The sequence below is a fragment of the bacterium genome, assembly GCA_037147175.1.
Taxonomy (GTDB): domain Bacteria; phylum Cyanobacteriota; class Vampirovibrionia; order Gastranaerophilales; family UBA9971; genus UBA9971.
Map to the genome: position 1 here is coordinate 1 of JBAWVS010000037.1, position 26,289 is coordinate 26,289.

The 26,289-nt window shown below is 33.2% G+C and carries 25 protein-coding genes and 2 tRNA genes; 17 read left to right on the top strand and 10 right to left on the bottom strand.

Annotation, left to right across the window (positions count from 1 at the left end):
* Positions 1-134: 134 nt before the first annotated feature.
* The 3 genes from WCG23_09170 to WCG23_09180 are packed head-to-tail and all read left to right on the top strand — an operon-like array spanning position 135 to position 1,766.
* A complete protein-coding gene (locus tag WCG23_09170) occupies positions 135-893 on the top strand; it encodes a TIGR04255 family protein (protein MEI8390041.1) in 759 nt (252 codons plus the stop codon).
* A 1-nt stretch (position 894) separates the two neighbouring features.
* Positions 895-1,122 carry a hypothetical protein gene (locus WCG23_09175; protein ID MEI8390042.1) on the top strand — a complete coding sequence of 76 codons (228 nt, stop codon included), beginning with the start codon at positions 895-897 and terminating at the stop codon, positions 1,120-1,122.
* 14 nt (positions 1,123-1,136) lie between these two features.
* Complete coding sequence (locus WCG23_09180; protein ID MEI8390043.1) at positions 1,137-1,766, top strand: hypothetical protein; 630 nt, start codon at positions 1,137-1,139, stop codon at positions 1,764-1,766.
* A 137-nt stretch (positions 1,767-1,903) separates the two neighbouring features.
* Here the strand turns inward: WCG23_09180 and WCG23_09185 are convergent.
* Positions 1,904-1,975, bottom strand: a tRNA-Ile gene (locus WCG23_09185).
* Between the two features lie 175 nt (positions 1,976-2,150).
* Here WCG23_09185 and WCG23_09190 point away from each other — a divergent pair.
* Positions 2,151-3,314, top strand: a complete 1,164-nt coding sequence (locus WCG23_09190; GenBank protein MEI8390044.1) for a glycosyltransferase — start codon at positions 2,151-2,153, stop codon at positions 3,312-3,314.
* Between the two features lie 3 nt (positions 3,315-3,317).
* Here WCG23_09190 and WCG23_09195 read toward each other — a convergent pair whose 3' ends face one another.
* The 6 genes from WCG23_09195 to WCG23_09220 form a co-directional block, all read right to left on the bottom strand.
* On the bottom strand, positions 3,318-4,961 hold the full coding sequence (locus WCG23_09195; GenBank protein MEI8390045.1) for a phosphatidylglycerol lysyltransferase domain-containing protein: 1,644 nt from the start codon (positions 4,959-4,961) through the stop codon (positions 3,318-3,320).
* Positions 4,962-4,977: 16 nt separating this feature from the next.
* A complete protein-coding gene (locus tag WCG23_09200; GenBank protein MEI8390046.1) occupies positions 4,978-5,898 on the bottom strand; it encodes a PHB depolymerase family esterase in 921 nt (306 codons plus the stop codon).
* Positions 5,899-5,925: 27 nt separating this feature from the next.
* Entirely contained in the window at positions 5,926-7,629 is a 1,704-nt protein-coding gene (ade, locus tag WCG23_09205) for an adenine deaminase (GenBank protein MEI8390047.1), read from the bottom strand.
* A 144-nt stretch (positions 7,630-7,773) separates the two neighbouring features.
* Positions 7,774-9,633 carry a flagellar filament capping protein FliD gene (gene fliD, locus WCG23_09210; protein MEI8390048.1) on the bottom strand — a complete coding sequence of 620 codons (1,860 nt, stop codon included), beginning with the start codon at positions 9,631-9,633 and terminating at the stop codon, positions 7,774-7,776.
* A 794-nt stretch (positions 9,634-10,427) separates the two neighbouring features.
* The gene (locus WCG23_09215) at positions 10,428-12,281 is read right to left on the bottom strand and encodes an ATP-binding protein (protein MEI8390049.1); all 1,854 of its coding nucleotides are present in this window, start codon (positions 12,279-12,281) and stop codon (positions 10,428-10,430) included.
* Positions 12,282-12,312: 31 nt separating this feature from the next.
* The gene (locus tag WCG23_09220) at positions 12,313-12,891 is read right to left on the bottom strand and encodes a GTPase domain-containing protein (protein MEI8390050.1); all 579 of its coding nucleotides are present in this window, start codon (positions 12,889-12,891) and stop codon (positions 12,313-12,315) included.
* Positions 12,892-13,178: 287 nt separating this feature from the next.
* Here WCG23_09220 and WCG23_09225 point away from each other — a divergent pair, with 287 nt between their 5' ends.
* Positions 13,179-13,856, top strand: coding sequence for a peroxiredoxin (locus WCG23_09225; GenBank protein MEI8390051.1), 678 nt, complete (start codon positions 13,179-13,181; stop codon positions 13,854-13,856).
* Between the two features lie 49 nt (positions 13,857-13,905).
* On the opposite strand, the gene WCG23_09230 is transcribed toward WCG23_09225, so the two are convergent.
* Positions 13,906-14,163: a hypothetical protein gene (locus WCG23_09230; protein ID MEI8390052.1), complete on the bottom strand. Its 258-nt coding sequence runs from the start codon at positions 14,161-14,163 to the stop codon at positions 13,906-13,908.
* Between the two features lie 221 nt (positions 14,164-14,384).
* Between WCG23_09230 and WCG23_09235 the strand changes: the two genes are divergently transcribed.
* The 4 genes from WCG23_09235 to WCG23_09250 all read left to right on the top strand — a co-directional run bounded on the left by WCG23_09235 (position 14,385) and on the right by WCG23_09250 (position 18,228).
* On the top strand, positions 14,385-15,104 hold the full coding sequence (locus WCG23_09235; protein MEI8390053.1) for a sugar transferase: 720 nt from the start codon (positions 14,385-14,387) through the stop codon (positions 15,102-15,104).
* 88 nt (positions 15,105-15,192) lie between these two features.
* Positions 15,193-16,119, top strand: coding sequence for a cation diffusion facilitator family transporter (locus tag WCG23_09240; protein MEI8390054.1), 927 nt, complete (start codon positions 15,193-15,195; stop codon positions 16,117-16,119).
* A gap of 180 nt (positions 16,120-16,299) precedes the next feature.
* Positions 16,300-16,887 (top strand): hypothetical protein, encoded by a 588-nt coding sequence (locus WCG23_09245; protein ID MEI8390055.1) that lies wholly within the window; start codon positions 16,300-16,302, stop codon positions 16,885-16,887.
* Between the two features lie 3 nt (positions 16,888-16,890).
* Complete coding sequence (locus tag WCG23_09250; GenBank protein ID MEI8390056.1) at positions 16,891-18,228, top strand: hypothetical protein; 1,338 nt, start codon at positions 16,891-16,893, stop codon at positions 18,226-18,228.
* A gap of 62 nt (positions 18,229-18,290) precedes the next feature.
* Here WCG23_09250 and WCG23_09255 read toward each other — a convergent pair whose 3' ends face one another.
* A complete protein-coding gene (locus WCG23_09255) occupies positions 18,291-20,012 on the bottom strand; it encodes a 1,4-alpha-glucan branching protein domain-containing protein (protein ID MEI8390057.1) in 1,722 nt (573 codons plus the stop codon).
* Between the two features lie 205 nt (positions 20,013-20,217).
* Between WCG23_09255 and WCG23_09260 the strand changes: the two genes are divergently transcribed.
* Positions 20,218-20,928 carry an N-acetylmannosamine-6-phosphate 2-epimerase gene (locus WCG23_09260; protein MEI8390058.1) on the top strand — a complete coding sequence of 237 codons (711 nt, stop codon included), beginning with the start codon at positions 20,218-20,220 and terminating at the stop codon, positions 20,926-20,928.
* A complete protein-coding gene (locus tag WCG23_09265) occupies positions 20,925-21,875 on the top strand; it encodes an ROK family protein (GenBank protein ID MEI8390059.1) in 951 nt (316 codons plus the stop codon). The genes WCG23_09260 and WCG23_09265 overlap by 4 nt, the downstream gene beginning before the upstream one ends.
* On the opposite strand, the gene aroA is transcribed toward WCG23_09265, so the two are convergent.
* Positions 21,872-23,167, bottom strand: a complete 1,296-nt coding sequence (gene aroA / locus WCG23_09270; GenBank protein ID MEI8390060.1) for a 3-phosphoshikimate 1-carboxyvinyltransferase — start codon at positions 23,165-23,167, stop codon at positions 21,872-21,874. The genes WCG23_09265 and aroA overlap by 4 nt on opposite strands.
* Before the next feature lie 540 nt (positions 23,168-23,707).
* Between aroA and rpmG the strand changes: the two genes are divergently transcribed.
* The 6 genes from rpmG to rplA all read left to right on the top strand — a co-directional run bounded on the left by rpmG (position 23,708) and on the right by rplA (position 26,141).
* Positions 23,708-23,878, top strand: a complete 171-nt coding sequence (gene rpmG, locus WCG23_09275) for a 50S ribosomal protein L33 (protein MEI8390061.1) — start codon at positions 23,708-23,710, stop codon at positions 23,876-23,878.
* 76 nt (positions 23,879-23,954) lie between these two features.
* A tRNA-Trp gene (locus WCG23_09280) sits at positions 23,955-24,027 on the top strand.
* A gap of 49 nt (positions 24,028-24,076) precedes the next feature.
* Positions 24,077-24,310, top strand: coding sequence for a preprotein translocase subunit SecE (gene secE / locus WCG23_09285; protein MEI8390062.1), 234 nt, complete (start codon positions 24,077-24,079; stop codon positions 24,308-24,310).
* Between the two features lie 12 nt (positions 24,311-24,322).
* A complete protein-coding gene (gene nusG, locus WCG23_09290) occupies positions 24,323-24,868 on the top strand; it encodes a transcription termination/antitermination protein NusG (GenBank protein ID MEI8390063.1) in 546 nt (181 codons plus the stop codon).
* Between the two features lie 64 nt (positions 24,869-24,932).
* The gene (rplK, locus tag WCG23_09295; GenBank protein MEI8390064.1) at positions 24,933-25,358 is read left to right on the top strand and encodes a 50S ribosomal protein L11; all 426 of its coding nucleotides are present in this window, start codon (positions 24,933-24,935) and stop codon (positions 25,356-25,358) included.
* 54 nt (positions 25,359-25,412) lie between these two features.
* Positions 25,413-26,141, top strand: a complete 729-nt coding sequence (rplA, locus tag WCG23_09300; GenBank protein ID MEI8390065.1) for a 50S ribosomal protein L1 — start codon at positions 25,413-25,415, stop codon at positions 26,139-26,141.
* Positions 26,142-26,289 lie beyond the last annotated feature (148 nt).

A 26,289-nucleotide genomic window follows, 5' to 3' on the forward strand; every position in this document is an offset into this window, starting at 1 on the left:
AAGGATGATAACTTATATTTTTTTCTGTCCGATTTCTACGGCATATTATAGTACTGATAGGGCAATATGTAAATAAGTTTATATTTTATAAAATATATGATAATAATTAAGATGATAATAATCAGGAGTTTTCTATGAGTGAAATTTTCTCAACCCCAACTGTTAAAGAAGTAATATTTCAAATACAATTTTCAAATTTATTGTTTCTTGATAAAAAAATAGGTGATTACCAACTTAAAATAATGGAAGAATTTCCTGAAAGTAGTGAAATAATTCAGAAACAGCTAATGTTTGCTGTTATAGATAACAATAATATAAAAAAACAGAGTGCTAATGAAGAGAATGAAGCTTTTCAGAAAATTTGGCAATTTAATTCTGAAAAAGGATATACTTTAGACATTTCTAGTAATAGTTTGAGTATAGTGTCAAGATTACATAAAACATATAATAATGAAGCTGGAGACCATAAGTTTAGAGATGTTATTAAATCAAGTGTCTCAGCATTTTTAGAAAAAGATATAGCCCCTATTTCTGTAATTAAAAGAATAGGTTTAAGATATGTTGATGAATGCCCATTACCAGAATTGTTGAGTAATGATTCATACTCAAATTATTATAATACTTCTTTAGCTTTTAATAGATTTGATATTTCAAAGGCTAAAGATATGCAATTTGTAACAAATATAGAAAAAGAAAATGATATTTATTTAAGATACTTTGAAAGTTATAAAGAACAAAAATTAACAATAGATTTCGATGCATATAAATTTGATATTAAAGCTGAAAACTATTTAGATGTTACTGATAAGCTTTATGAGATTGTTCATGAAGAATGGGAAAACACAATTAAAGAGCCCGTTAAAGAATTTATGAGACAACCAAAAGAGATTTAAAATGATACAAAATTATATTAAAAATATTATTGAGGATTCTTCTACAGGGAGAATTACTGTAAGCAATAAAATTATTAAATATAAATTTGAGAAGTACGAGATTACTGTTGAATTAGATGAATTTCAAAAATTCGTAGGAGTTATTGAAGTTAAAATAAATAAGAATTTTCTTGAGAGCCATCATAAAAAAACTAGTAAATACGATATTAGCCAATATTATGAAGATTAATAAGGATATTTATTTTGTTTTATAATGATACTCCTGATATATCAAAACTAAGGTTTGGGGATATAGTTAAAGGTAATTACTTAACATCGTTATTCTATAGTTCAAAATGTAATACCGATATTTTTAAATTAGAGGTTAATATTGCTGAATATAATGTGATATTGACACCTTGTTGTTCAATACAAACAAAAGAAGACCTTGGTAATATTATAATTACACCATTAATACAGATCAAACCCAGTTTTTATAGTAACCCTTATTTTGCAGAAAATATGTTAAATATAAATAAAATTATTTCGCCTCAAAATCAAGTTCCACCAGAAGCATGGGAGAAAATGCCTGAGGAGGAAAAGCAAAAAAGGTTAGAAGAAGGCTCAACGTATGCATTTAAAGAATATTTTATTTATGCGCCTCACGATTATTATAGTAAATATTATTTAGATAGTCGGAGTGGTAAAATCGTTGATATTAATTATTATATGATTGATTTTAGAAATGCGTTTAATATAAAAGTTGAAAAGATAAAAAGCCCTGAGAATATTTTATTAAAATCTAAAGTTTTAGAATTATCAATTGACTCCAGAAAAGAATTAAATGATAAATTACAAGCTTTTTATAGAATACCTGATGAAGATTTAGACTGAAAATTTTGAATTTAATGTAATTTGCTAATTATGGATGTATTTTGACAGAGTTCAAAAAACTTTCAATTACACAAGAATTACACAAGACCTTAAAAACAAAAAATTCGGCAATCGCCGAAAGTGTTGTTAATATTAAATGGGCCCGGCTGGATTCGAACCAGCGACCAAGGGATTATGAGTCCCCTGCGCTACCGCTGCGCCACAGGCCCACATTATTAGTGAGTATAAATTAATATACTATTGTCAAAATTTTGGGTCAAGGTTTAAATTTAGTTTTTGAAAAAATATAACTCTTTTTCTCCCCATCAGGCTAATTTTTAAAGAGCTTTTTGCTTTTATACTTTATAATCTTGAGGGATTTATGAAAAAGTCGGGGAACCTAAAATGTTTTTTCAAAAAAAGAAAAATTCATTATTTCCCTTTCTTAACACTCCCTTTTTATTTCAGCATGAAAGAAAACCCAAAATAGCCTTTATTCATCCTGCAATAGGAGATTCTCTCGGAGAATCACAATTATACGTTCTTGAACTCGCAAAAAGATTAAAAGAAAAATGTGATGTAAAAATTCTTTCTTCGAAAAAAATAAATGACCTGTGCACTCCGATTTCCTGTATTCCAAGAAATCAGGTTTTACATGAATCAAAATTTGATATGTTAAGATACTTTCTCGGAAATTTTTCGGATAGGCCGGAAGTTTTTATAGAGCATTTAACTTCATTTTTTCCTGTTGTCTGGGAACTTTTTAAAGGGAAATATGATGTGATTCTTCCTAACAACGATTGGGGAGGACTTCTGGCAGCTTCGGCGATAAGAAAGATAACAAAAACCCCGATAATTTTTACCGAACACAGCGGGCTTGTTGAAGGCGGGAAAAATGCCCGCAGAAATCTTTTTTTTAAACCTGACAAATACATTGTTTACACAAACGAACTAAAATATTGGCTAAAAAAATATCATCCCGAAATAAATACGTCTTTTATCGCTAAAGGTGTGGATTTTGACAGATTTAACCCTGAAGTTGAGCCGGTCAAGATAAATCTTCCTGAACCAATATTTTTGGCTTCTTCAACAAATTTGAAAAATAAAAGACTTGATTTAATTATTGAAGCGGTTTCTCTTCTTGAAAAAGGAAGTGTTTTACTGCTTTGTCCCGGTGCAAATACTCAGGAAATAGCTAAAAAAGGCGAAAGACTTCTCGGGAAAAAAAGATTTAAAATAATATGCGTTCCTCAAGAAAAAATCCCGTCATACTATAAAGCATGCAATGTTTTTACACTTCCTTCTTTGTCAGAACCCTTTGGTCTTGTTTATCTTGAAGCAATGGCATGCAACAAACCCGTAGTAACAACAAAAGATTTCTCCAGAATCGAGACGATAGGCGATGCAGGAATTCTTTGTGATGTAACCGATATCGAAGAATACTCGGAAGCTTTACAAAACGCCTCTGAAACAGATTGGGGCGATCTTCCTTATAACCAGGCAAAAAAATTCACATGGGAAATCTGTGCGGATAAATACTATGAACAAATTAAAAATTTAACAAACTGAAAGTTATTGATTATTGAGCTTTAACAGCCCCATAAGTATCATTGGAAGATCAAGAGTATTTGTATATAACAAATAACTTTGCTGCCATTCGGGATTAAACTTTGATTTAAACATGTGCAATCCCTGAAAATCGTAATATTTTTTCTGTTTTTTAAAAATAAGTTCAAAAAGTTTTGAGACGGTTTTATTATCGGAAAAAACTTCATCAGCTCTGGCAAGCGGAGAAAATCCCAAATCATAAAAAGCTTTTCCGTTTTCTTTGGCGGATAAAATTTCCTTTAAAAATAAATATTCCATCACTCCCTGCGGCGAAGAAGGATCTCTTCTCATTAAATCAACAGAGAGAGTATTGCTTTGAGGCAATTCAATATTATTAATATAAGCAAGGAGATTGTCTTCTTTATCAAGAAGTAAACTGGTTTTAGTTTCTTCCAGATATTCAGCGGAAGATTTTCCCATAGCAAAAGTGTTTTCTTTTTTCCCATGGACAGAAAGCCACTTCAGATCAAGATTTTTTACTTTATTCCAATCGAATTTCTTATAATTTCTTATATACCAGCCTTCTTTTTCTGCTTTATTTTTTCCCGTCCTGAGCTGCTGCATTTTTTTTCCCTCAAGCGTAAATTTTTCGAGATTAACAACAGCTTCAACTCCTATTGGAACAGCATTAAAGTTTTTTTGTTTCATTATTTCCACAAAATCACACTGTGCCTGGTAAACAGCAGGAATCCAATCATGCTCATGAACCATATTAAGCCATTTTGAAGTTATTTCATCTAAAGATCCTGTAAAACAGGGGTTTCCAATAGCTAAAGCAACCCGATTAAAAACTTTATAGCTTATTAATCCTTCTGTTTCTTCGTTTTTATAATAAAAATGCTGATAATTGTTATTTAGCGCAAAAAATTGAACCGGCTGAGAGGATTTTTCTTTGGTAAGTTTTTTATATTTATCATAATTTATATTTGGCAATCTCCTTGCTATTACAGGAGAAAGCGCAAATATTAACCCTGTTAAATAAGATATTGAATTAATTAAAAACAATGAATTTACATAAAACTTTGCTTCCAGCCCAACAGGTTTTAGTGCTGAAGTATTAAAAGCTAATGCATCCAGCGTCATTGACCAGACCGGATATTTTAAAGTATCCACGCCAAGTTTATCCGAAAAAATAAAAAGCCCAAGAATTGTATAAAATAAAACAAATATAACGGCAATAACCAATATAAGCCCGCCGCGTCTTGCTCTAACCGGGTCGCTTTTTACTTTGCAATATTTAAATAACGGAAGTAAAATACCGAAAAGAATAAGACATATTCCCGCCTCTTCAATATCAGCATCTTTAAAAATGTGTGCAAACCCTGATATTCCAAGAGTAATAACTGCTGCATACCAGGCAACTCTTTTTTGTCTATATAAAGCAGGGGCTAAAATTAAAGCTGCAATTCCGGTGAAAATTACAAGGTACCTTGACCCTGTAATAATTTGATAATCCAAAATATGATTTATAAGCTTTAATCTCGAAGAATCAAAACTTAGCCAGGCTGATAAAATATCTATAAATCCTAAAATGAACAAGGAAACAGCGACAAATTTGATCCAATTTTTTTCATAATTTCCTGATTTTGTATTTATTTGACTGTACATAAATCCCGTTCTTTTTTTAATTTAACTTATGTTTACTGAAAAAATCCCATATTATATCATTGCCTTCTACGTCATAATTTGTTTTCCCGAGAAAGGTTTCTATTCTCATACTTGTCGGTGAACCAGGCCAGGTATGACCTCCTCCTTCAATTTTAAGGATAGAAACTTCAGAATTATCTTTACAGGAATCATTTTCATATAATTTTGCTGTAGTTAAGCTTTCATCAGGATTTTTATGAGGAAAAACAGTCTCTTTTATAGAATCTGAACACTTATTTCGAGTTTTCCAGAATTTTAATATCTCATCAACCGAAATCATTTCTTTTGCAGGATTTCCATCCCATTTTTCGTAGGGATCATCAGTTCCATGTACTAATAAAATAGAAACAGGCTTATTAGCTTTACATTCTGCAATAAAAGATTTTCTCATATTCCCTGAAATAGGCGCAAAAGCTGCTATTTTATTGGATAACGTGCAAGCAAGAAGATAATCCATTTCTGCTCCGCTTGAATATCCTGTTGCATAAACTTTTGACTTATCGACTTTATAGTTCTTTGTCATAAAATCAATCATCTTGCTGACAAATTTAATGTCTTTACTTTTTTCGGCGGGTTCTAAATCCCATTCAAAATTCCCTGTATATTCAGGATAAACGGTTATAATTCCTTTTTTATCAGCAAAATTATTGAATTTTGTATAATTTTTTATTTTGTTTGCATCAGCCACGGTTCCGTGAAAAATAATAACCACAGGCAATTTTTTATCTTCTTTTCTATATATTTCAGGCAAATGAACGTAAAAAATTCGCTGCTCATTATTCACGTTTATGGTTTCTTTTACCATATCCGTGTCATTGGCATGACTTACATTGCCGCTAACAATAAAATTTATGAGGAAAAATCCTATTAATAAAATTATATATTTTATATTTTTCATTATAATAATATCCTTTTAAGGTTATTATTAAACAAACAAAGACGTAATTTCAAATTTATTTACGTCAATTAAGCCCTTATCTGTAATTTTTAAATCAGGGATTACCGGCAAGGAAAGAAAAGCCATGTTCATAAAAGCATCATCAAGCTTGCAGCCAAGGCTTTGTGTTGATTTTACAAGGCTTTTAAGTTTTGTTATAACCTCTTCAATCGGCAAATCAGAAATTAGGCCTGCAACAGGAAGCGGAAGTTTTTCAAGAGTTTTTCCATTTTCTACAACAATTTTTCCGCCCTGTGATTTTACGAGTTCAACGGCTGCATAATACATATCTTCATCGTTTGTTCCTATTACAACCATATTATGCGAGTCATGGGCTACTGTTGAAGCTATAGCACCACTTTTCAAGCCTAGACCTTTTACAAAACCCAATCCTATATTCCCGGTAGCTTTGTGTCTTTCTATAATTGCTATTTTTAAAATATCATTTGCGGTATCGCTTTGAGCATAACCATCTGCAATATTTGCTTTTTCTATACTTCCGAGCGTAATAAGCTTGTTTCCCGTAATATTTATAACTTTAATTTTGTCAGACTCTGCTTTTATTTTAAAGTTGTCTTTTTCAATCCATTTTACGTTTACAGAACCCCTTGTTTCGGGAAGTTTGTAATTATTTTCCGAAAGAAGAATTTTTCCTTCTCTGGCAACTAATTGACCTTTTTTAAATACCATTGCTGGTTTAAAATCTGATAAATTATCAAAAACGAGCATATCTGCCTGATAACCGGGAGCTATTGCACCTAAATTCGGGATTTTAAAGTATTCCGCAGTATTGATTGAAGCCATTTGAATAGCTGTAAGCGGGTGAATCCCATATTTAACAGCCCTTCTTACCATTGAATTTATATGATCATATAAATCATGCGGATATCTGTCATCGGTTACAAAGAAACATCTTCTTGAATTATTTGAATCAACCACAGGAAGAAGACTATCAAGGTCTTTTGCAATTGTTCCTTCTCTAATCATTATGTAAAGACCGAGTCGTATTTTTTCTCTTGCTTCTTCAACAGATATACATTCATGATCAGATGAAATACCTGTTGAAATATAAGCACAAAGATCTTTTCCGCTTAAACCCGGTGCATGTCCGTCAACTCTTTTGGATACAGGAAGTTTTATTTTGTCGACAACCGCAGGGTCATTCTGTAAAACACCCGGGAAGTTCATCATTTCTCCGATTCCAAGCACCCATTGTTTTTTAATAAATATAGATAAATCGCTTGCGCTGAGTTTTGAGCCTGATGTTTCCATATTTGTTGCAGGAACACAGGAAGGCAACATCATATAAACATCTAAAGGAAGATTTCTTGTAGCTTCTCTCATAAAACTAATCCCCTGAAGCCCGAGAACATTGGATATTTCATGCGGATCAGCAACAACTGTAGTCGTTCCTGAAGGGATTACTGCTTTTGCGTACTCATAAGGGGAAACCATAGAACTTTCAAGGTGTACATGCCCGTCAATAAAAGAAGGTGAGAGATAAGAGCCGTTTATGTCAATTTCTTCCCTGCCTTTATAATCTTTTCCAATACCGACTATTTTTCCGTTAACTACAGCAACATCGCCTCTATGAATATCACCGGACAAAACATTTATTATGTTTGCATTTTTTATGACTATATCTGCAATTTCTTCACCTTTTGCAGCTTTTATAATTTTTTCAATTTCCATATCTCTCTTTTCTCAATTAATTAAATTTGTTTATTTTTACCACAAAACAAAGATTTAGGTCAAATACTAAATCAAATTCGCAAACAAAAAGTAGGGATTTAACCCCTGCTTTTTGTTCTCTTGAAAATAAAATCGGCTCTTAAACTATTTTATAGAAGAAAGTGCAGAACTTGACTGCTGCATTTTGCTTATATATGTATCCATATCAGAAAACTGTTTTGTAATTAAAGCTTTATATGCGGTAATACGGTCTTCTCCTTTTGTAATTGATTTATCAGTATTAGAAATTAAAGTATTTATAGAATCACTTTTTGAACTAAAAAAACCGCTTACAGGATCAAGAGCGCTGTTAAGTTTAGTTTGAAGTTGCTGGAAAACCCCTGTAATTCCGGCTGTTTTATCCCCGATAAGCAGGGCTTTAACTTCGGAAGGATTATCCTGAAGAGCCGTAAGAAGTTTAGCGCTGTCAAGAGAAAAAGTACTTGATGTATCTTTAGCGCTTTTTCCTACAGAACCTGTTGATATACCTATCATTGACAAACTATCGTAAGCTGAAAGACCTTTTATTTGACCGGAAGCCATTGATCTTAAAGAGTTTTTAAGACTTACAATAGAATATTCTCCATGGAGAGCCTGACCTGTTCCTGTTTGTGTAGACACATCATTAAGTACCTGATTATATTTGGAGATAAAATCATTTAAAGCAGTTTTTATTCCATCTGTATTTTGATCAATATTTATATCTATCGGAGTATCTATGGTTGATCCGTCGGTTGCTTTGCTGAGAGTTGTTTTTTTAAGGTTTATGGTCAAACCTGGGATACCGCTTACATCTCCTGTTACAGTATTTGAATTAACTTCCAGAGCTGTCGCAGCACCATTTATATGAATTTTTGCATTTTCTCCCAGGGTTTGAGAAGCTGTAGAATCTCCGGTAGCAGTAATTAATCCTATTTTTGTAAGAAAATTACTGGTTCCGTTTTCAAAATTAATTGCTGTTTTGCCGGGGGTTTTTGACGTTAAAACAAGTTTATTTGTTTTGGTATCAATTTGGGCTGTCACTCCTGCTTTATCAGAGCTGTTTATTTTGCTTATAAGTGTTGCAAGAGAAGTTTTACTATCTATTGTAAATTCCGTTCCGCCTATTTTAAAAGTTCCTGCCGTTACCGGATCAGCACTGTCCACATTAAGATTTGCAGTATTCCCTACAATTGTTCCGCCCAGATTTATTTTGTTAATTTTTGAAAGACTTGCAAAACCGGATGTTCCATCACCATTATCTGTTGAAGAAGCGGTTGAAAGCTGCATTATATTGAAAAAGTTTGTTGTATCAGAGTTGCTTCCTAAAGTTAATTTGGTAACAGCAGTATTGTTGTAATCAATATGCATCTTCCCGTCTACAATAGAAGCTTTTACGTTGTTATCACTATAATCGCCATCACTGTTCTGATCAAATTTATCATTTATTTTTTTGACAATAGTATTTAACGTATCAGTTTTTTCTATTGTAAATTCATTTTTAGCCCCGTTTACGTAAATGCTAAAATTGCCATAAACCGTTCCGTCATCACGTGTTGCTGTTAAAGTACCCTGTTTGTTTGCAGCCGCGGTAAATAATTCTGTTCCGTCAATGGACTTTGACAAATCACTGCTTGTTGCTTTTGTCGCGGTAGCAAGATTATCCACAGATAAAGTAACTTTTTGGACAGAAGTATTATTAGCTGCAGTTACCGTAGAAATATTTGTATCAGAACTTGTAGCAGTTCTGGAAGCAAAAAGATCAAAACTTGATGCAATATTTCCATCGGTTAATTTTTGAATAGATGTTCTTAAAGCTGAAAAATCTGATTGAATAGAACTTAAAGCAGTTTTTGTTGCGTTATAAGTATCTTTTTTTGTATATAAAGCATCAACAGGAGCTCTTTCTGAAGCAACCATTGCTGTAATCCAGTCACTTACCGGTAATCCCGATCCCGATCCTGCAAATGTTATAGAACTAGTCATAGACTGAACACTCCTTTGTTCTTATCATTATTATAATAAAGCCTTAATCTTTATTTTCAATCCTGTAAAGATATTATTATTTTTAGATCCATCAAATAGTATTATTCCATTTTAACAATATTTTAAACATTAATCATGAGATTTCAGCTTAAATCTTTATTTTTTGTAATCTTATATATTCAACGATTTCATTTTTTGTGAATAAAAAAATTTGCAAAAAAAAGAGACAGTTTTGAGACTGTCTTAATCCTTGTTTTGTAGGTAAGGAAGGGAAAGGGAAAGGGAAAGGGAAAGGGAAAGGTAGGTGTAGTAGGTAAAGGTTTTATTTATTGAAATTTAAGCTTTTATTTGAGGTAGTGTGTTGTGTTTGTTTTGTTTTGTCCTTGTACATATATAAAAACACCCGTATTGAAAAAATTGCTATTTCGTATATAAAAAATAGCTATTTGATTAATAAAACTTAACACTTGCTAGGCCAAAAACCTGTAAAGCCCACATCCATAACTCTTCTTAGATTCATGAATCTTCTTGAAATTTGAATTTTATATATAAATTTGCAAAAAAATAGACAGTTTTGAAGCTGTCTTAAAATTTGTTTTTGTAGGTAAGGAAGGGAAAGGGGAAGGTAGGTGTGGTAGGTAAAAGGTTTTATTTATTGAAATTTAAGCTTTTATTTGAGGTAGTGTGTTGTGTTTGTTTTGTTTTGTCCTTGTACATATATAAAAACATCCGTATTGAAAAAATTGCTATTTCGTATATAAAAAATAGCTATTTAATTAATAAAACTTAACAAATCAAGAAGAAATGGTTTCTTTTTCTTCTTCTACAGGACTAAGAGGAATTTTAAACCCGAAAGTGCTTCCTTCGTTCAATTTGCTTTCAACAAAAACTTTGCCGCCATGATGTTTTTCTATAGCAATTTTTACAAGATGCAAGCCCAAGCCTGTGCCTTTTACCGAGTGAACTTTTGTTTCTATTCTGTAAAACCTGTCAAAAATCTTTCCGAGATGCTCTTCCGGTATTCCGATGCCGTTATCTTCGATGGAAACTTGTAAATAATCCCCTGTGCGATCGATTTCTGCTCTTATTTTAACCCTGCTGTTTTTATGAGAATACTTAATAGAATTCGAAATAAGGTTTTTCAACACTCTTTCTATATTTTCAGGATTTATCATTACCTGCGGGATATCAGGCTCAATAATTATAGAGAAAGAAACATTTTTTTCTTCTGCCAGAACTTTCATTGATTTAACCGTAATTTCTATAATCGGACCTATATCAACCAAATCCTTTTCAAGAGCGACATTTGGCGATTCCAGCTTTGAAAAATCAAGAATATCATTTACCATATTATTTAATCTGTCTGACTCATGATTTATTATGGAAAGAAAATCCCCTTTTGTTTTCTCATCCAATTTTTCTCCGCAGTTGTAGAGAGTATCTATATAAGTTCTCAAGATTGTAACCGGAGTTCTTAATTCATGGCTGACGTTTGAAATAAAAGTATTTTTAATATTATCAATCTCGGCCTCTTTTGTTACATCATGAAGTATAATAATATAACCTATGTATTCTTCATGAAGGGTAAATATAGGGGAAATAATTGTTTTTACAATTCTTCCGTTCATTTTTATCTGGCATTCAAGATTTTTGGCTTTATTCCCTTCGTACGGAGTATCTTTAAATTCTTTAATTTTGGATTTAAAGCATAATTCGCCGTTTGTATCATAATATTCCGTTATTTTTGTTTTTATAATTTCTTTTATGTTAACTTTAAGCATTTTTTGTGCGGCATTATTTACAAGAATTATTTGGTCTGAATTATCACAAACTACTACACCATTTGCAATACTCATCAAAACAGCTTCCATTTTGTTTCTTTCATAAGTCAGCTGGTCAATATTTTTTTCTTCATAAGTTCTAAGCCTTGAGGACATTGTATTAAAAGATTCAAAAAGCTGTTTTATATCTCCCCAAAGATCTTTTGATGTAATTTTATACCCAAATTCTCCCGTTGAAATCTTTCTTACTCCTTCAGAAAGAAGCTTTATCTGCCTTGTTATAAGCAAAGTGTTTATTAAGACGGCTGCTATGGAAAGCACCCATGCTATGGTAAAAATAATCAGCATCAGGTTTCTGGTCGCTTTTCCCACTATGTTCATAGTGTATCTGCTTAAGCCGACTTGAATTGAGCCAATAACTTCTTTTGAGTAAGCTGTTTTTAAAGTAAGCGGCTGACTTACTTCTATAGTTGTTTTGTTTTCAGTGTTTTCAAAAGCAGGATTATTTTGTTTGCTGGAATAAATAATGTTTCCAAGTTGATCCCTGTAAACAACATAAGCAATGTCTTCGCTGTTCGCTATTATTTGTTCGGTATGTTCTTTAAGTTTTTTTAAACCTTTAGTGCTTGATAAATCCGAAATAAGAGTTGAACTTTCGATTGAAAGAGTTTTTGTAAGCATCGAGCCAAAATTATGATAGCTGTCCAGAATTGTTTTTTGTGTATTATTTATAACGAACCAGGCTGTAATTACAACAAAAATCGAACTTAAAATCGAGCCGAAAATAATCAGCTTATTTTGAGAATTCAAATTCAAAAATTCTGATTTTTCGTCCTGTTTTTTAATATAATTAAGTATATCGTTCATTTTTTCAAATCTCAAATTTTAGTGTGGTTTTTTATTGTAAGTTAGCAAGAATAGAATTGCTGACGGATTTTAATGTAGCGAAAACTCCTTGTCCCTGAATGGCAACGGATTCAAAACTCGGATATCCCGCTTGATTCAGATCTTTTTCAAGCTCTTCAAAGCTTAATACATCATCTAAATCGCGTTTATTATATTGCAAAATTATAGGAATATTATTTAAGTTAAGATTATATTCTTTTAAATTTTGAATCATGTTGTTAAAACTCTGAATGTTGTTTTCTCTTTCTGCTTTTGAAGAATTTGCCACAAAAACAATACCGTCTACGCCGTTTAGAATGATTTTTCTTGCCGCATTATACTGCATTTGCCCCGGTGAAGTATAAAGACTGAATGTCGTATTAAAACCTTTTACATCGCCCAGGTTAATTGATAAAAAATCAAAGAAAAGTGTCCTTTCGTTTAGTCCTTCAAGGCATGTCATTTCTGACCTGATTGCAGAATCAAGTGTATTGTAAATATATATAAGGTTGCTGGTTTTTCCGCTCTCTCCCGTGCCGTAATACACGACTTTGCAGGTCAGTTTGCGGTCAGCATAATTAACAAGAACCACTTTATCTTACTCTTTTCTGTTAAATCAGGTTTTTACACAGTTACAAAAGATGATTTATAAATTTTTACTAATTTAATTATCCATAAAACTAACATTTTGGACAAGGTTTTAAGGGTTTTTTATTTATTCTGAAAAATATAGATAAATTTTGAAGATAAATATTTAGTTGTCTAATAGAAATATGAAGGGTTTTGGATAGAGAATTAAAAGCTGAACAGATTTTTCATTTATTTCGTTTAGTTTCGAATAACAAAAGAACATAAAGAGAAATATTAAGGAGAAAAAATATGCAGGAAACATGTTGTAATAATTATGATGAAATTTTAGAAATTTGTACCTGTCCTCGATTAGGCGAACCCGCCCCTGATTTTGAAGCTGAAACCTCGCATGGAAAAATCAAATTTTCTGAATTTAACAAAGGGCACTGGGTGGTTTTATTTTCCCATCCGGCTGATTTTACCCCTGTTTGCACTACAGAATTTATTGGTTTTGCCCAAAAACAGCAGGAGTTTGAAAAAAGAAACGTCAAGCTTATGGGATTAAGTATTGACAGTGTTTATTCCCATATTGAATGGGTAAGGCAAATAGAAGAAAGCTTTGAAGTTAAAATCAATTTTCCGGTTATTGCAGATTTAGGCTTTGAGGTTTCCCGCCTTTATGCGATGATTCATCCTGCAATAAGTACTGTTCATGCCATAAGAACCGTTTATATTATAGACCCTGAAGGAATTTTAAAAATGTCTATTGCTTATCCTTCCAGCGTGGGAAGAAGTATAGACGAAATTATAAGAATTATAGATGCACTTCAACTTGTCGATGAAAAGAAAGTTGCCACTCCCGCCAACTGGAAACCGGGAGACAATGTAATAGTTCCTCCCCCGAGAACCACTGAAGATGCGGAACAAAGAATTCATGAAAAACATGAAGAATGTTCCAGCTGGTATTTATGCAAAACCAAGGCTTAAAGACAAACTAAACTGACATAAGCCTCTTTCATATAAAATTTGCGGGAGTTTAGCTTCTACTTCTAAGCGCTTTAATCCCCTCCAACATTTTAGCATACCGGGATAACTCAGGTATCCCGGTTCTTTCACTTATATTAGCTTGACGAGGATGTACTTTTTCAAACTCATCAAGTATAGATGCCAATCTTATAACTTTTCTTAAAGTTTTTTCGCTTTCATCTCCGTCTATAACTTTCTTTTCTAAAAAAGATAAATTTTTCATAGCTTTTACTGCTTGTGGAATAGTTGAAAATGTTTTGATATTCATATTTATTCCTCCTTATAATTAAACTGATTTTAAACTTTTCTTCATATATATATAACATGTGAACAAAGAAAGTACTAATTTCGCATTAACCCCATAATAATCCATTGCAGATTTACAAAAAATAGGTCTTAATCTATTGAAATAACTAAACATTTTAGACTTGACAAGCACCGGAACTCGTAGAATAATTTCATCAGAATCATCGAGGCTAAATATAATATATGAAACTTAAAACAGAAGAAAAGACTTTAACTCAACAGCCGATTTTATTTGAGTATTTAAATAAAAAAACCAATTATCTTTTGATAAAAAGAATTGCGGACATCTGTATGTCTTTGTTTGTACTGTTTTTTTCGTTTCCATTGATGCTTATTCTTGCAGTTTTAGTAAAACTTGAGTCAAAAGGACCTATTTTTTATACCCAAACAAGAGTAGGAAAAGACGGGAAGCTTTTTGAAGTTTATAAATTAAGAACCATGTTCACGGGTACAGAAGCTGAAGGTGGCGGAGCAAGAACACTTGATCGAGACCCCAGAATTACCAGAATCGGAAATTTAATCAGAAAAAGCTCTTTTGACGAGTTCCCTCAGTTTATTAATATCTTAAAAGGAGATATGAGCTATATTGGCCCGAGACCTTTATCTTTAGATGAACATAATCTTTTGATTGAAGGATTTAAAAATGACAACAAACCTTTTCCGAGAGGCATCTTTCACAAAGTAACACCTGGTTTAACAGGGTGGGCACTGCTTCACAAAAGAGAACAAATTACATATAAAAACAGATTTAAATTAAATGCGCAATATGAAGACAATATCTCACTATGGTTTGATTTGAAAATATTTTATCTGACTTTTAAAAAATATCTGTTCACTAATTTGTGCGTAATAGGACTGTTTTTGGCGGTTTTAAGCGCAGGCGTTTATTTCCTGATTTTTTAACTGTTTTTCCACCAATTCTGGCTTAACATGAGTAATTTATGTTATTCTAAAGAGAATTAAATTCTTTGGATAATTATCGGGTAATTAAATGAACATTTCTGCGGAAAAACAAAAAGCGGCATTTTTTTCTATTTGTTCTAATGTTGTTTTAATTCTTTCAAAACTTATTGTTGGTCTTGTTACAAACAGCATAAGTATTGTATCAGAAGCGGTACACTCATTTACAGATCTTTTGGCTGCAATTATAGCTTTTTTTTCAATAAAACAATCTTCCAGTCCTCCAGACAGCGATCACCAATTTGGTCATGGGAAATACGAGGATTTTTCAGGATTTATTGAAGGAGCTTTGATTCTTGCGGCGGCAGGTTATATTATTTTTGAATCAATTGAAAAAATAATAACAAATAAATATACCTATATTGATACTACGGCCGGCATTGTTGTAATGCTTATTTCGGTAATTGCAAATATAATAGTAAGCCGTCACTTATTTAATGTAGCCATCAAAACAGACTCTATGGCTTTGCTTGCCGATGCGGAGCATTTAAGAACTGATGTCTTGACTTCTATGGGAGTTTTAATAGGGTTAATTCTTATAAAAATAACAAATATAGAGATTTTAGACCCTCTGGTTGCTATTTTGGTCGCTTTCATAATAATTAAAGCCGGTCTTGATCTGTGTTTCAAGTCTGGAAAAAATTTGCTTGACGGTTCTTTACCCGAAGATGAGCAAAAAATTATTTTAGACACCGTAAATAATTATATCCCCGATGAAGTTATTGAAATTAAAGAACTGAAATCAAGAAAATCAGGCGCAGAAAAATTAATTGAATTGATTATTGTTATACCTAAAAAATTAACAATCGAAGCAGGACATTCTTTGTGCGACAGAATTGAAGAAGACTTAAAAAACAATATTAAAAATTCTCTCATAACAATCCATATAGAACCTTGTTGTTGCACTTGTGACAATTGTAAAGTTGAGCAATCCTGTAATCATACTTCAAGTTCTTAAAGTAAAATACCTGAAAAACAATAAAAACAGGTATTTTATGAAATTTATACTTAAGGATTAAAAATTTTTATGTTAAGTATTAAACATAAATTTTTTTATAAGAGTATAATATTGTTGGTATTTTATAATATATAAATAGTTTTAAATTTCAAATTGAAATTTTTATTAAATGGTATAAAAATGTACACAAAAGAACAGCTTCTGGAAAAAATAAAAAATAATAAATTTGCGGCTTTAGATAAAATCACCGGTTATCTTAAGTTATGGCGTATAGATTCTATTTATGAAGATGAACAAAATATTGAATACTACGATGAACTGGCTGCTTATAAATTAAACCACGGCATAAAGCTTAAAGAACTTGGTAAAAGCAATGAAGAAATTTCTTCGATAATAAATAACGGAACTGTTTCTCCTGTCAGTTCTCCTATGGTTAAACAACAAACTCAAATCCAGACTAAATCAAATCATCCTGATATTGATTTAAATAAAGTTACGGTAGACATAACAACTCAAACACTTTCTCTTCTTGCCGAGTCTGTTGCACAAAAAATCACAAGCGAAATAGCCGATAAATTTAAAAAAAGCAAAGTTTTTGAACCTATAATCGATTCCGCTAAAATAAAAAGGGATAATGAGATTCTTGCCAGACAGGTTGAAACTATGCTTGAAGAAAACAAAAAACTTATTGCAAGAAATATTTTACTTCAGAGTGAAAATGCTAAATTTAAACATATGTTTGGAATCTGGTATATTAGAGAGCAATAAATTTTGTCAAATAAAAATTTGAAAAAAGAATTTGAAAAAATTGTTCCTGAAAAAGTAAGAAAAGTTCTTTATCTGTGCTCCCGAATGGCTGACAAGCTGTCTTTAAGGCTTTTTTTAATAGGTGGAGTAGTTAGGGACATTATTATCTGTGAAGAGGATTTAAACTCTTTTGCGGGAAAAAACCATTTTGATACAGATATTACCGTTCAAGGAAATGCTGTTGATTTCGCTAATTATATTGAAAAAACCTGTCTTTACGACATCGATTTGAAAGACGATAAATCATTTTCTGAAATTTATAAAATTAAAGAAATTCATGAAAAATTTAAAACTGTAAAAGTTCTTTTTACTATGGATAACAAAGAAATAGAACTGGATATTGCAAGCACGAGGAAAGAATCTTACCCTTATCCGGGAAGCCTTCCTTTTGTCGAAGAAATAGGATGTGTTCTTTATGAAGATGTTAAAAGACGCGATTTCTCCATAAATTCTATGGCTTTATCCTTAAACAAAGAAGATTTTGGGGATTTAACAGACTATTTAGGCGGTTATGAAGATATAAAACAAAAAAAAATAAGAATTCTTCATGAAAAAAGTTTTGTAGACGATCCTACAAGAATAATAAGAGCTTTAAAGTTCAGGGTAAGATTTAATTATGAACTTGATGAAACTACAAAACAATTACAGGAGAACTGTCTTGCCTCAGGACTGTTTGATAATGCCTGCGGAGAAAGAATTAAATTAGAGCTGAAACAAACTTTTAATCTCAATAAAACCGAGTGCCTTGACTTATTTATAAATGAAAATATTTACAGGCTTATAGATAAAAACATAAAAATTTCAAAAAATATTTATGAAAACTGCGAATCTGTAATTTTAGAGTATTTAAAATATATAAATCCTGATTTTATCTGGCTTATTTATCTGGGCGTAATGCTCTGCAATTTTTCCGAAAACAAAATCCTTGAAATTGCCGAAAAATTATACCTCTCTAATATCGAAACAGATATTTTAACAAAAGCCCAAATACTTTTTGCAAAACCCGAAACAATTAAGTTGAATTTCGAAATTTATGAGTTTTTTGAAGGGTTAATGCCCGAATCAATCTTGATATATCTTATTAAAAAGCCTGACTTAAAAGAAAAAGTGAACCTTTATCTTAATAAATTTAAAGATATTAAAATTTATACAACCGGACAATCGCTTATAGATTTAGGATTAAAACCCGGACCGGTCTTTGGAGAAATTTTAAGAGCACTTTTAAAAGCACGGATTAACGGTGAATTTTTTTCGGAAGAAGAAGAAAAAGAATTTTTGAAAACTTTGATGTTATCAAAATAAATTTTGCTTAAAAAAAGAGCTGTTTTAAAAACAAAACAGCTCTTTTTTATTATTATTTTTTCTTAAGTATAAAGAGGAGATAAACCCTCTGAATGCTGAGGCAATGTATCTTCTTTTATCTCTGTATAGACTCTGTAATCTATAATTCCGAAAGGATTATTTACTGATTCCAGTGATTCTAAATAACCTTGATCAATACAATGATTTTCAATCATTGCAGCAAGACGTTCAAAGTTTTCTTGATGCTGTCTGAATCTTTCTATAGCGTAATCTCTGGCTTGCCATGTTGTAACAAGGAAAGGCCAGTCACTGCTTTGAAGGAGCAGGTTTTCTCTTGCAAGCTGATTAAGCGCTCTATGGAGAACTTTATCTTCAGGAATTGTCGGATAACTTCCTACAATCTTGCTGATTCTTTTTTCAGCACCGTGAATAATAGGCCACATCCATTCTGTTTGATGATTTTGCCATACCCAGAAATGTCCGCCCTGCCCCCATGAGCTTTCAGGAAGCGTTATTGCTGCTGACGGAGGATTTTCATCAAGATATTCACTTGCTGTTTGTCTTTTTATGGCAGGTTGATGTGTATGAAGTTTTTTGATTACCTGTTTAATGAATTCAACGCCTTCAAACCACCAGTGACCGAATAATTCTGTATCAAAAGATACCATTAACAAGCCGTCTTTACCTGTAGCAAGTTTATTATCGTTTAATCTGTGATAAAGAACGTTTATATAGTGGTCGGAATTTTCGTTTATTTTTGACATAGCCAAAACCGGATCATAAAGCATTTTATCGCCAAGATCTGCTGTAGGGCTGGTTATTCTCCAGTAATGCATACCGGAAGTATCGTCTTTTTTGTGGAATTCTCTGAAACATCCGTCGCCGGGATAACCGTCAGAAGCTGACCATACCTGATAGCCGCCTTCATGGTTTCTTCCCATCACAGCAACCTGAGCTTCGGAAAGCCAGTAAGGTTCGTATGTGCTTAAACCTGTTGCAGGTCTGACAGGCAGAGGAATATATTCAATATTTCCGTAAATACCGATTGATCTTCTGCTTCCTACAGAAACGCCGCCTTCTAATTGGTGAGATTCAACGAAGAAATATTCTATGCCGTTATTTTGCATTGCTACTTCAACAGCAGGTCTGTAATATTTTTTTCCTTCCGGTGAAGTTGCTTCGTAACCCGGACGGTAAGCACACTCAGGAAGCCATGCTCCTCTTGGTTTTCTTCCGAACAGGTTTTTGTATGCTTCAACTCCGACTTTAAATTGCGCATTTAAGCTGGTATCAGTAGCTAACAATGGAGAAAATCCGTGAGTAGCTCCAGAAGTAGTAATTTCAATACATCCAAGATCTTGAAGTCTTCTGAATGCACCAATTAAATCCCTGTTATATTTGTTTAAGAAATCGTTTTTTACGTTTGTAAACCATTCAAAATAAAATTTTGCCAGATATTCAAGGTGTTGGGAATGAGCAACACTGTCATTAGGATAACGGGTTAAATCTCCTGAAACGGATACTATTCTTGAGTCTAAATATTTAACAAAACCGTCTTTTAAATGCTCATCATTAAGCTGTTCAGCTAATATCGGGGTAATACCTATAGTTAATTTGGCTTTTATACCTTCATCATATAATTCATTAACTGCGTTTAAAATTGGAATATATGTTTCCGCCATACATTCATAAAGATTTTCTTCTCCAAAAGGCCACATACCTGCTTTTCTGTAAAATGGTAAGTGACTGTGAAGCATAAATACAAAAGAGCCAACTGACATCATTGTCCTCCAATTTTCAAATAATTTTTCGTTTCTAATCTTACTTAAGACTAAAAACATTTCTGATATATATAAATAACCAAAAACATGACAAAAATACAATAGTTTTTAAAATTAGAAGTCAAAAATAATTTTAACTTTCCTTAATTAAGAATTTTAATTAATATTAATAATAATTGTATAAATAAAAAGATGGGAAGGTATGATTGTGTCTGAAGCTTTAGATAAGATAAGGAAAAAAATAATAATTTCTTGTCAGGCGTCTTCCGGTGAGCCGATTTATGAAGAAAATTGTTTGTTAAGCATTATAAAATCAGTAATTAACGGAGGTGCCTCAGGATTAAGACTTGCGGGAGTCAGGGATATAAAGGCAACAAAAAAGTTTTCCGATATTCCGATTATAGGTATTACAAAGCCGGATCCGCTTCCTGAGAACTGGAAAGAAATAGTTTATATAACACCAACCTTTGAAGACGCCAAAAGAATTTCTGATGCAGGAGCTGATATAATAGCAATAGACGGAACTTCCAGAAAAAGACCGAAAGAAAATCTTGCCGAATTAATAGAAAAAATAAAAAATGAACTTAATAAACCTGTTATGGCAGATTGTGCAACTGTTGAAGAGGGATTAATGTGTTCTCTTATGGGCGCTGATATTATTTCGACCACTCTTTCAGGTTATACGCAGGACACTTTAGACAAAAATAACGAGGAACCCGATTTTGAATTTCTTAAAAGTCTTGTTAAAATTCTTAATTGTCCGATAATTTTGGAAGGACGTATCTGGACAGTAGAGCATGCCAGACAAGCATTTGATTTTGGGGCGCATGCTGTTGTTATAGGTTCAGCTGTAACCAGACCACAGCTTATTACAAAAAGATTTGTTGATTTGGCTCAGAATAATGGAGAAATAAAATGATCTCAAAAAACAAAACCGTCATGGGAATCGATATAGGTGGAACTAAAATCATTATAGGGTGTGTTTCTAAGGGAAAAATTGTAGGGGAACCGTTTTCCTGCAAAACTCCAAGCACCTCTGAAGGGATTTTAAACGTTGTTCTGGAAGGTATAGAAACTTTTAACTATGATTTTAATATTAAAGCAATCGGAATAGCCACTGCCGGTACCGTAAATCAGCAAAACACAAGGGTTGTCGGCTCAACAGGAAATCTTCCCAAAGGCTATGCGGATATTAATTTTAAAGAAGAAATAGAAAAGAAATTTGAAATAAAAACTCTGGTGGAAAATGATGCCAATGCGGCAGCTTACGCCGAATTTAAAGCAGGGGCGGCAATCGGGCACATGAACACAATCACTGTAACATTAGGAACAGGTGTAGGTGGAGGAATTATAGTAGACGGAAAACTCCTCAGAGGAAAAACAGGAGCCGGAGCAGAAGTTGGACACATGCCTCTTTCATGGGAAAAGAAAAGAAAATGCACTTGCGGAGATTGGGACTGTTGGGAAGCTTATGCTTCCGGAACTGGTTATGCAATCACTGCAAGAGAAATGGCCGAAAAAATTTCTCCTGAAGACAGAACAGGAATTTTAAAAGATAAAGAAATAAGCAAATTAACAACACATGACATAATTGCAGGTCTTAAACAAGGTGATGACTTCTGTAAAAAAGTACATAATACATGGTTGGAATTTGTTTTAATCGGTTTAATAAGTCTTACAAATGTTTTTGATCCTGACAGCATTGTTTTGAGCGGGGGCATGGCAAAGTTTATTGATTTTGAGGACTTAAACAGAAGGCTTGATGAAAGATGTCATATTTCAAAGACAAAAATACTCCATGCTTGTGCCGAAAATAATGCCGGAATTCTCGGCGGAGCAATGCTTGCTCTGGAAAAATTATGCTAACTTTTAATTAATTTTTCAAAAAGACTTGTAAACTCGGGAAAAGAAATATTTACCCAGTGAAATTCATTTATTTCAATAGGGCTGTCTGCTATTAAACCTGCTATATAAGCCGACATAGCAATTCTATGATCATGATACGTCTCTAAAATACATCCGCCTTTGAGTTTTGTTTTTCCATGAATAATAAGCCCGTCCGGTTGTTCTTCTATTTCTGCGCCAAGTTTTTTTAATTCGGTATAAACAGCTTTTATTCTGTCAGATTCTTTATGGCGAAGCTCTTCAGCACCTTTTATAATCGTTGTTCCTTCTGCTTGAGTGGCAGCTACGGCAATAACAGGAATTTCGTCTATGATTCTCGGAACAATTTCGCTGTCTATCGTAATTGCTTTTAAGTTTGAATAATTTACTTTTATATCGCCAATTTCTTCGTTGCAGTCTATACGCTGGTTTAAAATTTGTATTTCTGCGCCCATTCTTTGCAAAACGTCAATGATTCCCGTTCTCGTAGTATTTAAGCCTACATCCTGAATAATTATTTCTGAATCAGGAACTATTGCGCCTGCCACAAGGAAAAACGCTGCTGAAGAAATATCTCCCGGTATTGTAACTGGTTTTGAAACAAGTTGTGATCTGCCTATCGAAATCGAAGTTCCTTCTTCGCGAATATTAGCATTAAGATACTCTAACATTCTTTCTGTATGATCTCTTGACTTTACAGGCTCATTAACAGTAGTTATTCCTTCGGCATGAAGTCCTGCCAACAATATACATGATTTTATCTGCGCGCTTGCAACAGGAGAATTATAGTTAATTCCAAGTAATTTCGTACCTTTTATAGAAACAGGCGCTTTTGTATCATTATCTTCTGCTTTTATAATTGCACCCATTTGTTTGAGCGGGTTTATTATTCTTGCCATCGGTCTTTTTCTCAGGCTTTCATCGCCTGTCAGAACAGAACAAAAATCCTGTCCGGCAAGAATTCCTGACATTAATCTTATAGTTGTTCCGGAATTTCCTGCATCAAGAATATTTTTAGGTTCTTTAAATCCTTCTTTATTGGAAAGAATCAAACTGTTTTTTGATTGAAATTCTATTTCAACTCCCAGTTTTTCAAGCACGCTAAGGGTACTCAGACAGTCCGCCCCCAGTGAAAAATTTGAAATAAGCACAGGCTCTTTTACCAGAGAAGCAAACATTGCCGCCCTATGCGAAATTGATTTGTCGGAAGGAACTTTGAAATTGCCTTTCAGGGGTTTCTTTACAGGTGTAACTATTTTTGTGTTGTTATTCATATTAAAATTTTAAAACTTATTTAAAAAAACTGCAAATTTGTTAATTTTTGTTTTTAATGGGGTTTCACCCCAAATCCGAGTGCGTTTTCTTTCTTTTTGCGTTCAAAAAGAAAGAAAAACTATATCCCAAAGGGGTCAACACAATCAGGGGCTTCGCCCCCGAACCCCTATAGATGCCTTAGCTGGGGCTCGCCACAAATTTGGGCGTGCGTTGAATTTAAGCTTAAAGCCCAAGTGAACTCCCATTGCTAAACCGCTAAAACGTCATTGCGAGCATAGCGAAGCAATCTATAATAAACAAAATGGATTGTCGCCTCGAGTCTAAAGCCTCTCCTCGCAATAACGCATATATTTAATTAGAGATTCAAGTTAGTGAGCATAAAAGAGATTTGCTGACTGATTGCGAATTAAGAATATTATCTGAAAACACGACAAAAACAAAATAAAACTTTCCCTTTGCAAATAAAATTTTTGTTATAGAATATACATAGCAGGGCATGGTACCCTGCTTTAAATTGCTTTAAAAAAAGGTATATGAAAATGGGATTAAAAAGAAATGACAGACTGGTTATATTAGCTTGCGGAGAAGCAGACTGCAAACGCCGCAATTATACAACCAGAAAAAACAAAAAAAACACAACAGGCAGAATAGAACTTAAAAAATATTGTCCTTTTTGCCAAAAACACACTGAGCACAAGGAAACCAAATAAGCTGAACACGAGTGAAACCAAAGCGAAAACAATGCGTTTTTGTTGCAGATATAACTTGTTTTAGCTCTCAGGAAATGCGTCCTTAGTTCAGTTGGTAGAACGTTGGTCTCCAAAGCCGAATGTCGTGGGTTCGAGTCCTACAGGGCGCGATTTATAAAAAACCTCTCAGCAGAGGATAACGATAAAAGGAATGATGACATGAGCACAGCCGGCAAAAAAAATTTAACAGAACCAGGCTTTAAAGAAAGTGTTTCTAACTATTTTAAAGGTGTGAAAGTTGAATGGGGCAAAATAACTTGGCCGGACAGAAGACAGGTAATTGTTGAAACTATTGTTGTTTTACTGGTTGTTTTCTTTTTTGTAGCTCTTGTTTCTTGTTACGATTGGGTTTTTGGGTTTTTATTGAAGTTATTAATTCCTGTAAAAACATAATTAATGGGTAAGATGATGAATCAAAGTGAATTTAAAAAAAGATGGTACATAGTTCATACGTATTCAGGACACGAAAATAAGGTCAAAGTTAACCTTGAAAAACGTGTTGAATATATGAACCTAGGGCATAAAATTTTTCGTGTTGAAGTCCCCCAAAAAGCAGTAACCGTAGTAAAAAGCGGGAAACGAACAGAAAAAGAAGAAAAAATCTTTCCGGGCTATGTTCTTGTAGAAATGATAATGGACGATGATAGCTGGTATGTTGTAAGACACACTCCGGGCGTAACAAAATTTGTCGGAGCCGAGAAAAAACCAATACCCGCCCGTGATGCTGAAATTAAAAGAATTATTTACAAGGCTGAAACTCTGCCTAAGAAAGTTGAACTTGATATTCAGGTCGGCGAATCAGTCCTTATTATTAGCGGGCCGTTTGCTGATTTCTCAGGAATAATTACAGAAGTTTATCCTGATAAAGAAAAAATCAGAGCGAATATTTCGATTTTTGGCAGGGAAACCCCTGTTGAACTCGAATACAATCAAATTCAAAAGCAAGGTTAATAAACTTGTCGTGTTAGGGCTAAAGCTCCTCCCGGCAATGACAGTAAGATAAAGGAAATTAAAAATGGCAAAGAAGGTATTAGGTAAAATAAAACTGCAAATTCAAGGCGGAAAAGCTAACCCATCACCACCGATAGGTCCTGCTCTCGGTCAACACGGCGTTAATATTATGGAATTTTGTAAACAGTACAATGCTCAAACGGCTGATCAAGTCGGAAACATTATTCCTGTTGAAATTACAGTTTATGAAGACAGATCTTTCAGTTTTATTCTTAAAACTCCTCCAACAGCAGAATTAATAAAAAAAGCTGCAAACGCTGCTAAAGGTTCTGCGGTTTCCAATAAAACAAAAGTTGGAAAAATTACCAGAGCTCAAGTTGCAGAAATTGCAAAAATTAAAATGCCTGATTTAAATGCTACAACAGCAAAATCAGCAGAAGAAATGGTAGCCGGTACCGCAAGAAGTATGGGCGTAACCGTTATAGACTAGTATAACTTAATCGTGGAAGGATGAAAATCCGTTAGCACCACAAAGGAGCAAAAAATGGGAAAAATCACAAAAAGACAACAAAAAATCTTAGAACTTCTCGAAGAAAGAGAACAGCCATGTACAGGTGCAGCTGCTATTGAAACCCTTCAGAATATTTCTAAAGAAGTTTCAAAATTTGATGAAACTTTTGAAGTTCACATGAGATTAGGTATTGAAGTAAAACACGCTGACCAACAAGTTAGAAGCACCGTCGTTCTTCCTTCCGGTACAGGTAAAGAAGTTAGGGTCGCTGTTGTTGCAAAAGGCGAAAAAATAAAAGAAGCTGAAGATGCAGGCGCTGAGTTTGTCGGAGCCGAAGATTTAGTTGAAAAAATTCAAGGCGGTTTCTTTGAGTTTGATGTGCTTGTTGCTACACCTGATGCAATGGGAATGCTCGGTAAACTCGGTAAAGTACTTGGTCCTAAAGGCTTAATGCCAAATCCTAAAACAGGAACAGTAACATTTAACGTTAAAGATGCCGTAAAAGAGCTTAAAGCAGGTAGAGTTGAATTTAGAGCCGATAAACAGGGAATGGTTCACGTTCCTATAGGAAAAATGAGCTTTACCCAGGATGCTTTAATGAAAAACTACGTAGCTTTAGCTGATGCTATTCTGAAAGCTAAACCTTCAGCAGCAAAAGGAACTTATTTGAAATCAGTTTATCTTTCCACTACAATGGGTCCGGGGATTAAAATTGATACAAAACAAATTTCAGCTGAAATTAAAGAATCATTAGGACATTAATTTTAAGTAAGTTTATAAATCTAAAAAGCCTTTGAATTTCTTCAAAGGCTTTTTAGTATAAATTGCGCAATTTTTTTGGATGTTTTGTTTTAGACAGGAGTTACGCAGCATAAGTTAAAGTCTTGTTGTCATTGAATTTTATAGTACA

Coding starts and splice junctions, on each gene's coding strand:
- rplK (MEI8390064.1), top strand. CDS start 24,933: ATGGCAAAGAAGGTATTAGGTAAAATAAAACTGCAAATTCAAGGCGGA.
- WCG23_09235 (MEI8390053.1), top strand. CDS start 14,385: ATGAAACTTAAAACAGAAGAAAAGACTTTAACTCAACAGCCGATTTTA.
- WCG23_09245 (MEI8390055.1), top strand. CDS start 16,300: ATGTACACAAAAGAACAGCTTCTGGAAAAAATAAAAAATAATAAATTT.
- fliD (MEI8390048.1), bottom strand. CDS start 9,633: ATGACTAGTTCTATAACATTTGCAGGATCGGGATCGGGATTACCGGTA.
- rpmG (MEI8390061.1), top strand. CDS start 23,708: ATGGGATTAAAAAGAAATGACAGACTGGTTATATTAGCTTGCGGAGAA.
- WCG23_09175 (MEI8390042.1), top strand. CDS start 895: ATGATACAAAATTATATTAAAAATATTATTGAGGATTCTTCTACAGGG.
- WCG23_09190 (MEI8390044.1), top strand. CDS start 2,151: ATGTTTTTTCAAAAAAAGAAAAATTCATTATTTCCCTTTCTTAACACT.
- aroA (MEI8390060.1), bottom strand. CDS start 23,167: ATGAATAACAACACAAAAATAGTTACACCTGTAAAGAAACCCCTGAAA.
- WCG23_09215 (MEI8390049.1), bottom strand. CDS start 12,281: ATGAACGATATACTTAATTATATTAAAAAACAGGACGAAAAATCAGAA.
- WCG23_09225 (MEI8390051.1), top strand. CDS start 13,179: ATGCAGGAAACATGTTGTAATAATTATGATGAAATTTTAGAAATTTGT.
- nusG (MEI8390063.1), top strand. CDS start 24,323: ATGATGAATCAAAGTGAATTTAAAAAAAGATGGTACATAGTTCATACG.
- secE (MEI8390062.1), top strand. CDS start 24,077: ATGAGCACAGCCGGCAAAAAAAATTTAACAGAACCAGGCTTTAAAGAA.
- WCG23_09230 (MEI8390052.1), bottom strand. CDS start 14,163: ATGAATATCAAAACATTTTCAACTATTCCACAAGCAGTAAAAGCTATG.
- ade (MEI8390047.1), bottom strand. CDS start 7,629: ATGGAAATTGAAAAAATTATAAAAGCTGCAAAAGGTGAAGAAATTGCA.
- WCG23_09195 (MEI8390045.1), bottom strand. CDS start 4,961: ATGTACAGTCAAATAAATACAAAATCAGGAAATTATGAAAAAAATTGG.
- WCG23_09170 (MEI8390041.1), top strand. CDS start 135: ATGAGTGAAATTTTCTCAACCCCAACTGTTAAAGAAGTAATATTTCAA.
- WCG23_09265 (MEI8390059.1), top strand. CDS start 20,925: ATGATCTCAAAAAACAAAACCGTCATGGGAATCGATATAGGTGGAACT.
- WCG23_09255 (MEI8390057.1), bottom strand. CDS start 20,012: ATGATGTCAGTTGGCTCTTTTGTATTTATGCTTCACAGTCACTTACCA.
- WCG23_09240 (MEI8390054.1), top strand. CDS start 15,193: ATGAACATTTCTGCGGAAAAACAAAAAGCGGCATTTTTTTCTATTTGT.
- rplA (MEI8390065.1), top strand. CDS start 25,413: ATGGGAAAAATCACAAAAAGACAACAAAAAATCTTAGAACTTCTCGAA.
- WCG23_09200 (MEI8390046.1), bottom strand. CDS start 5,898: ATGAAAAATATAAAATATATAATTTTATTAATAGGATTTTTCCTCATA.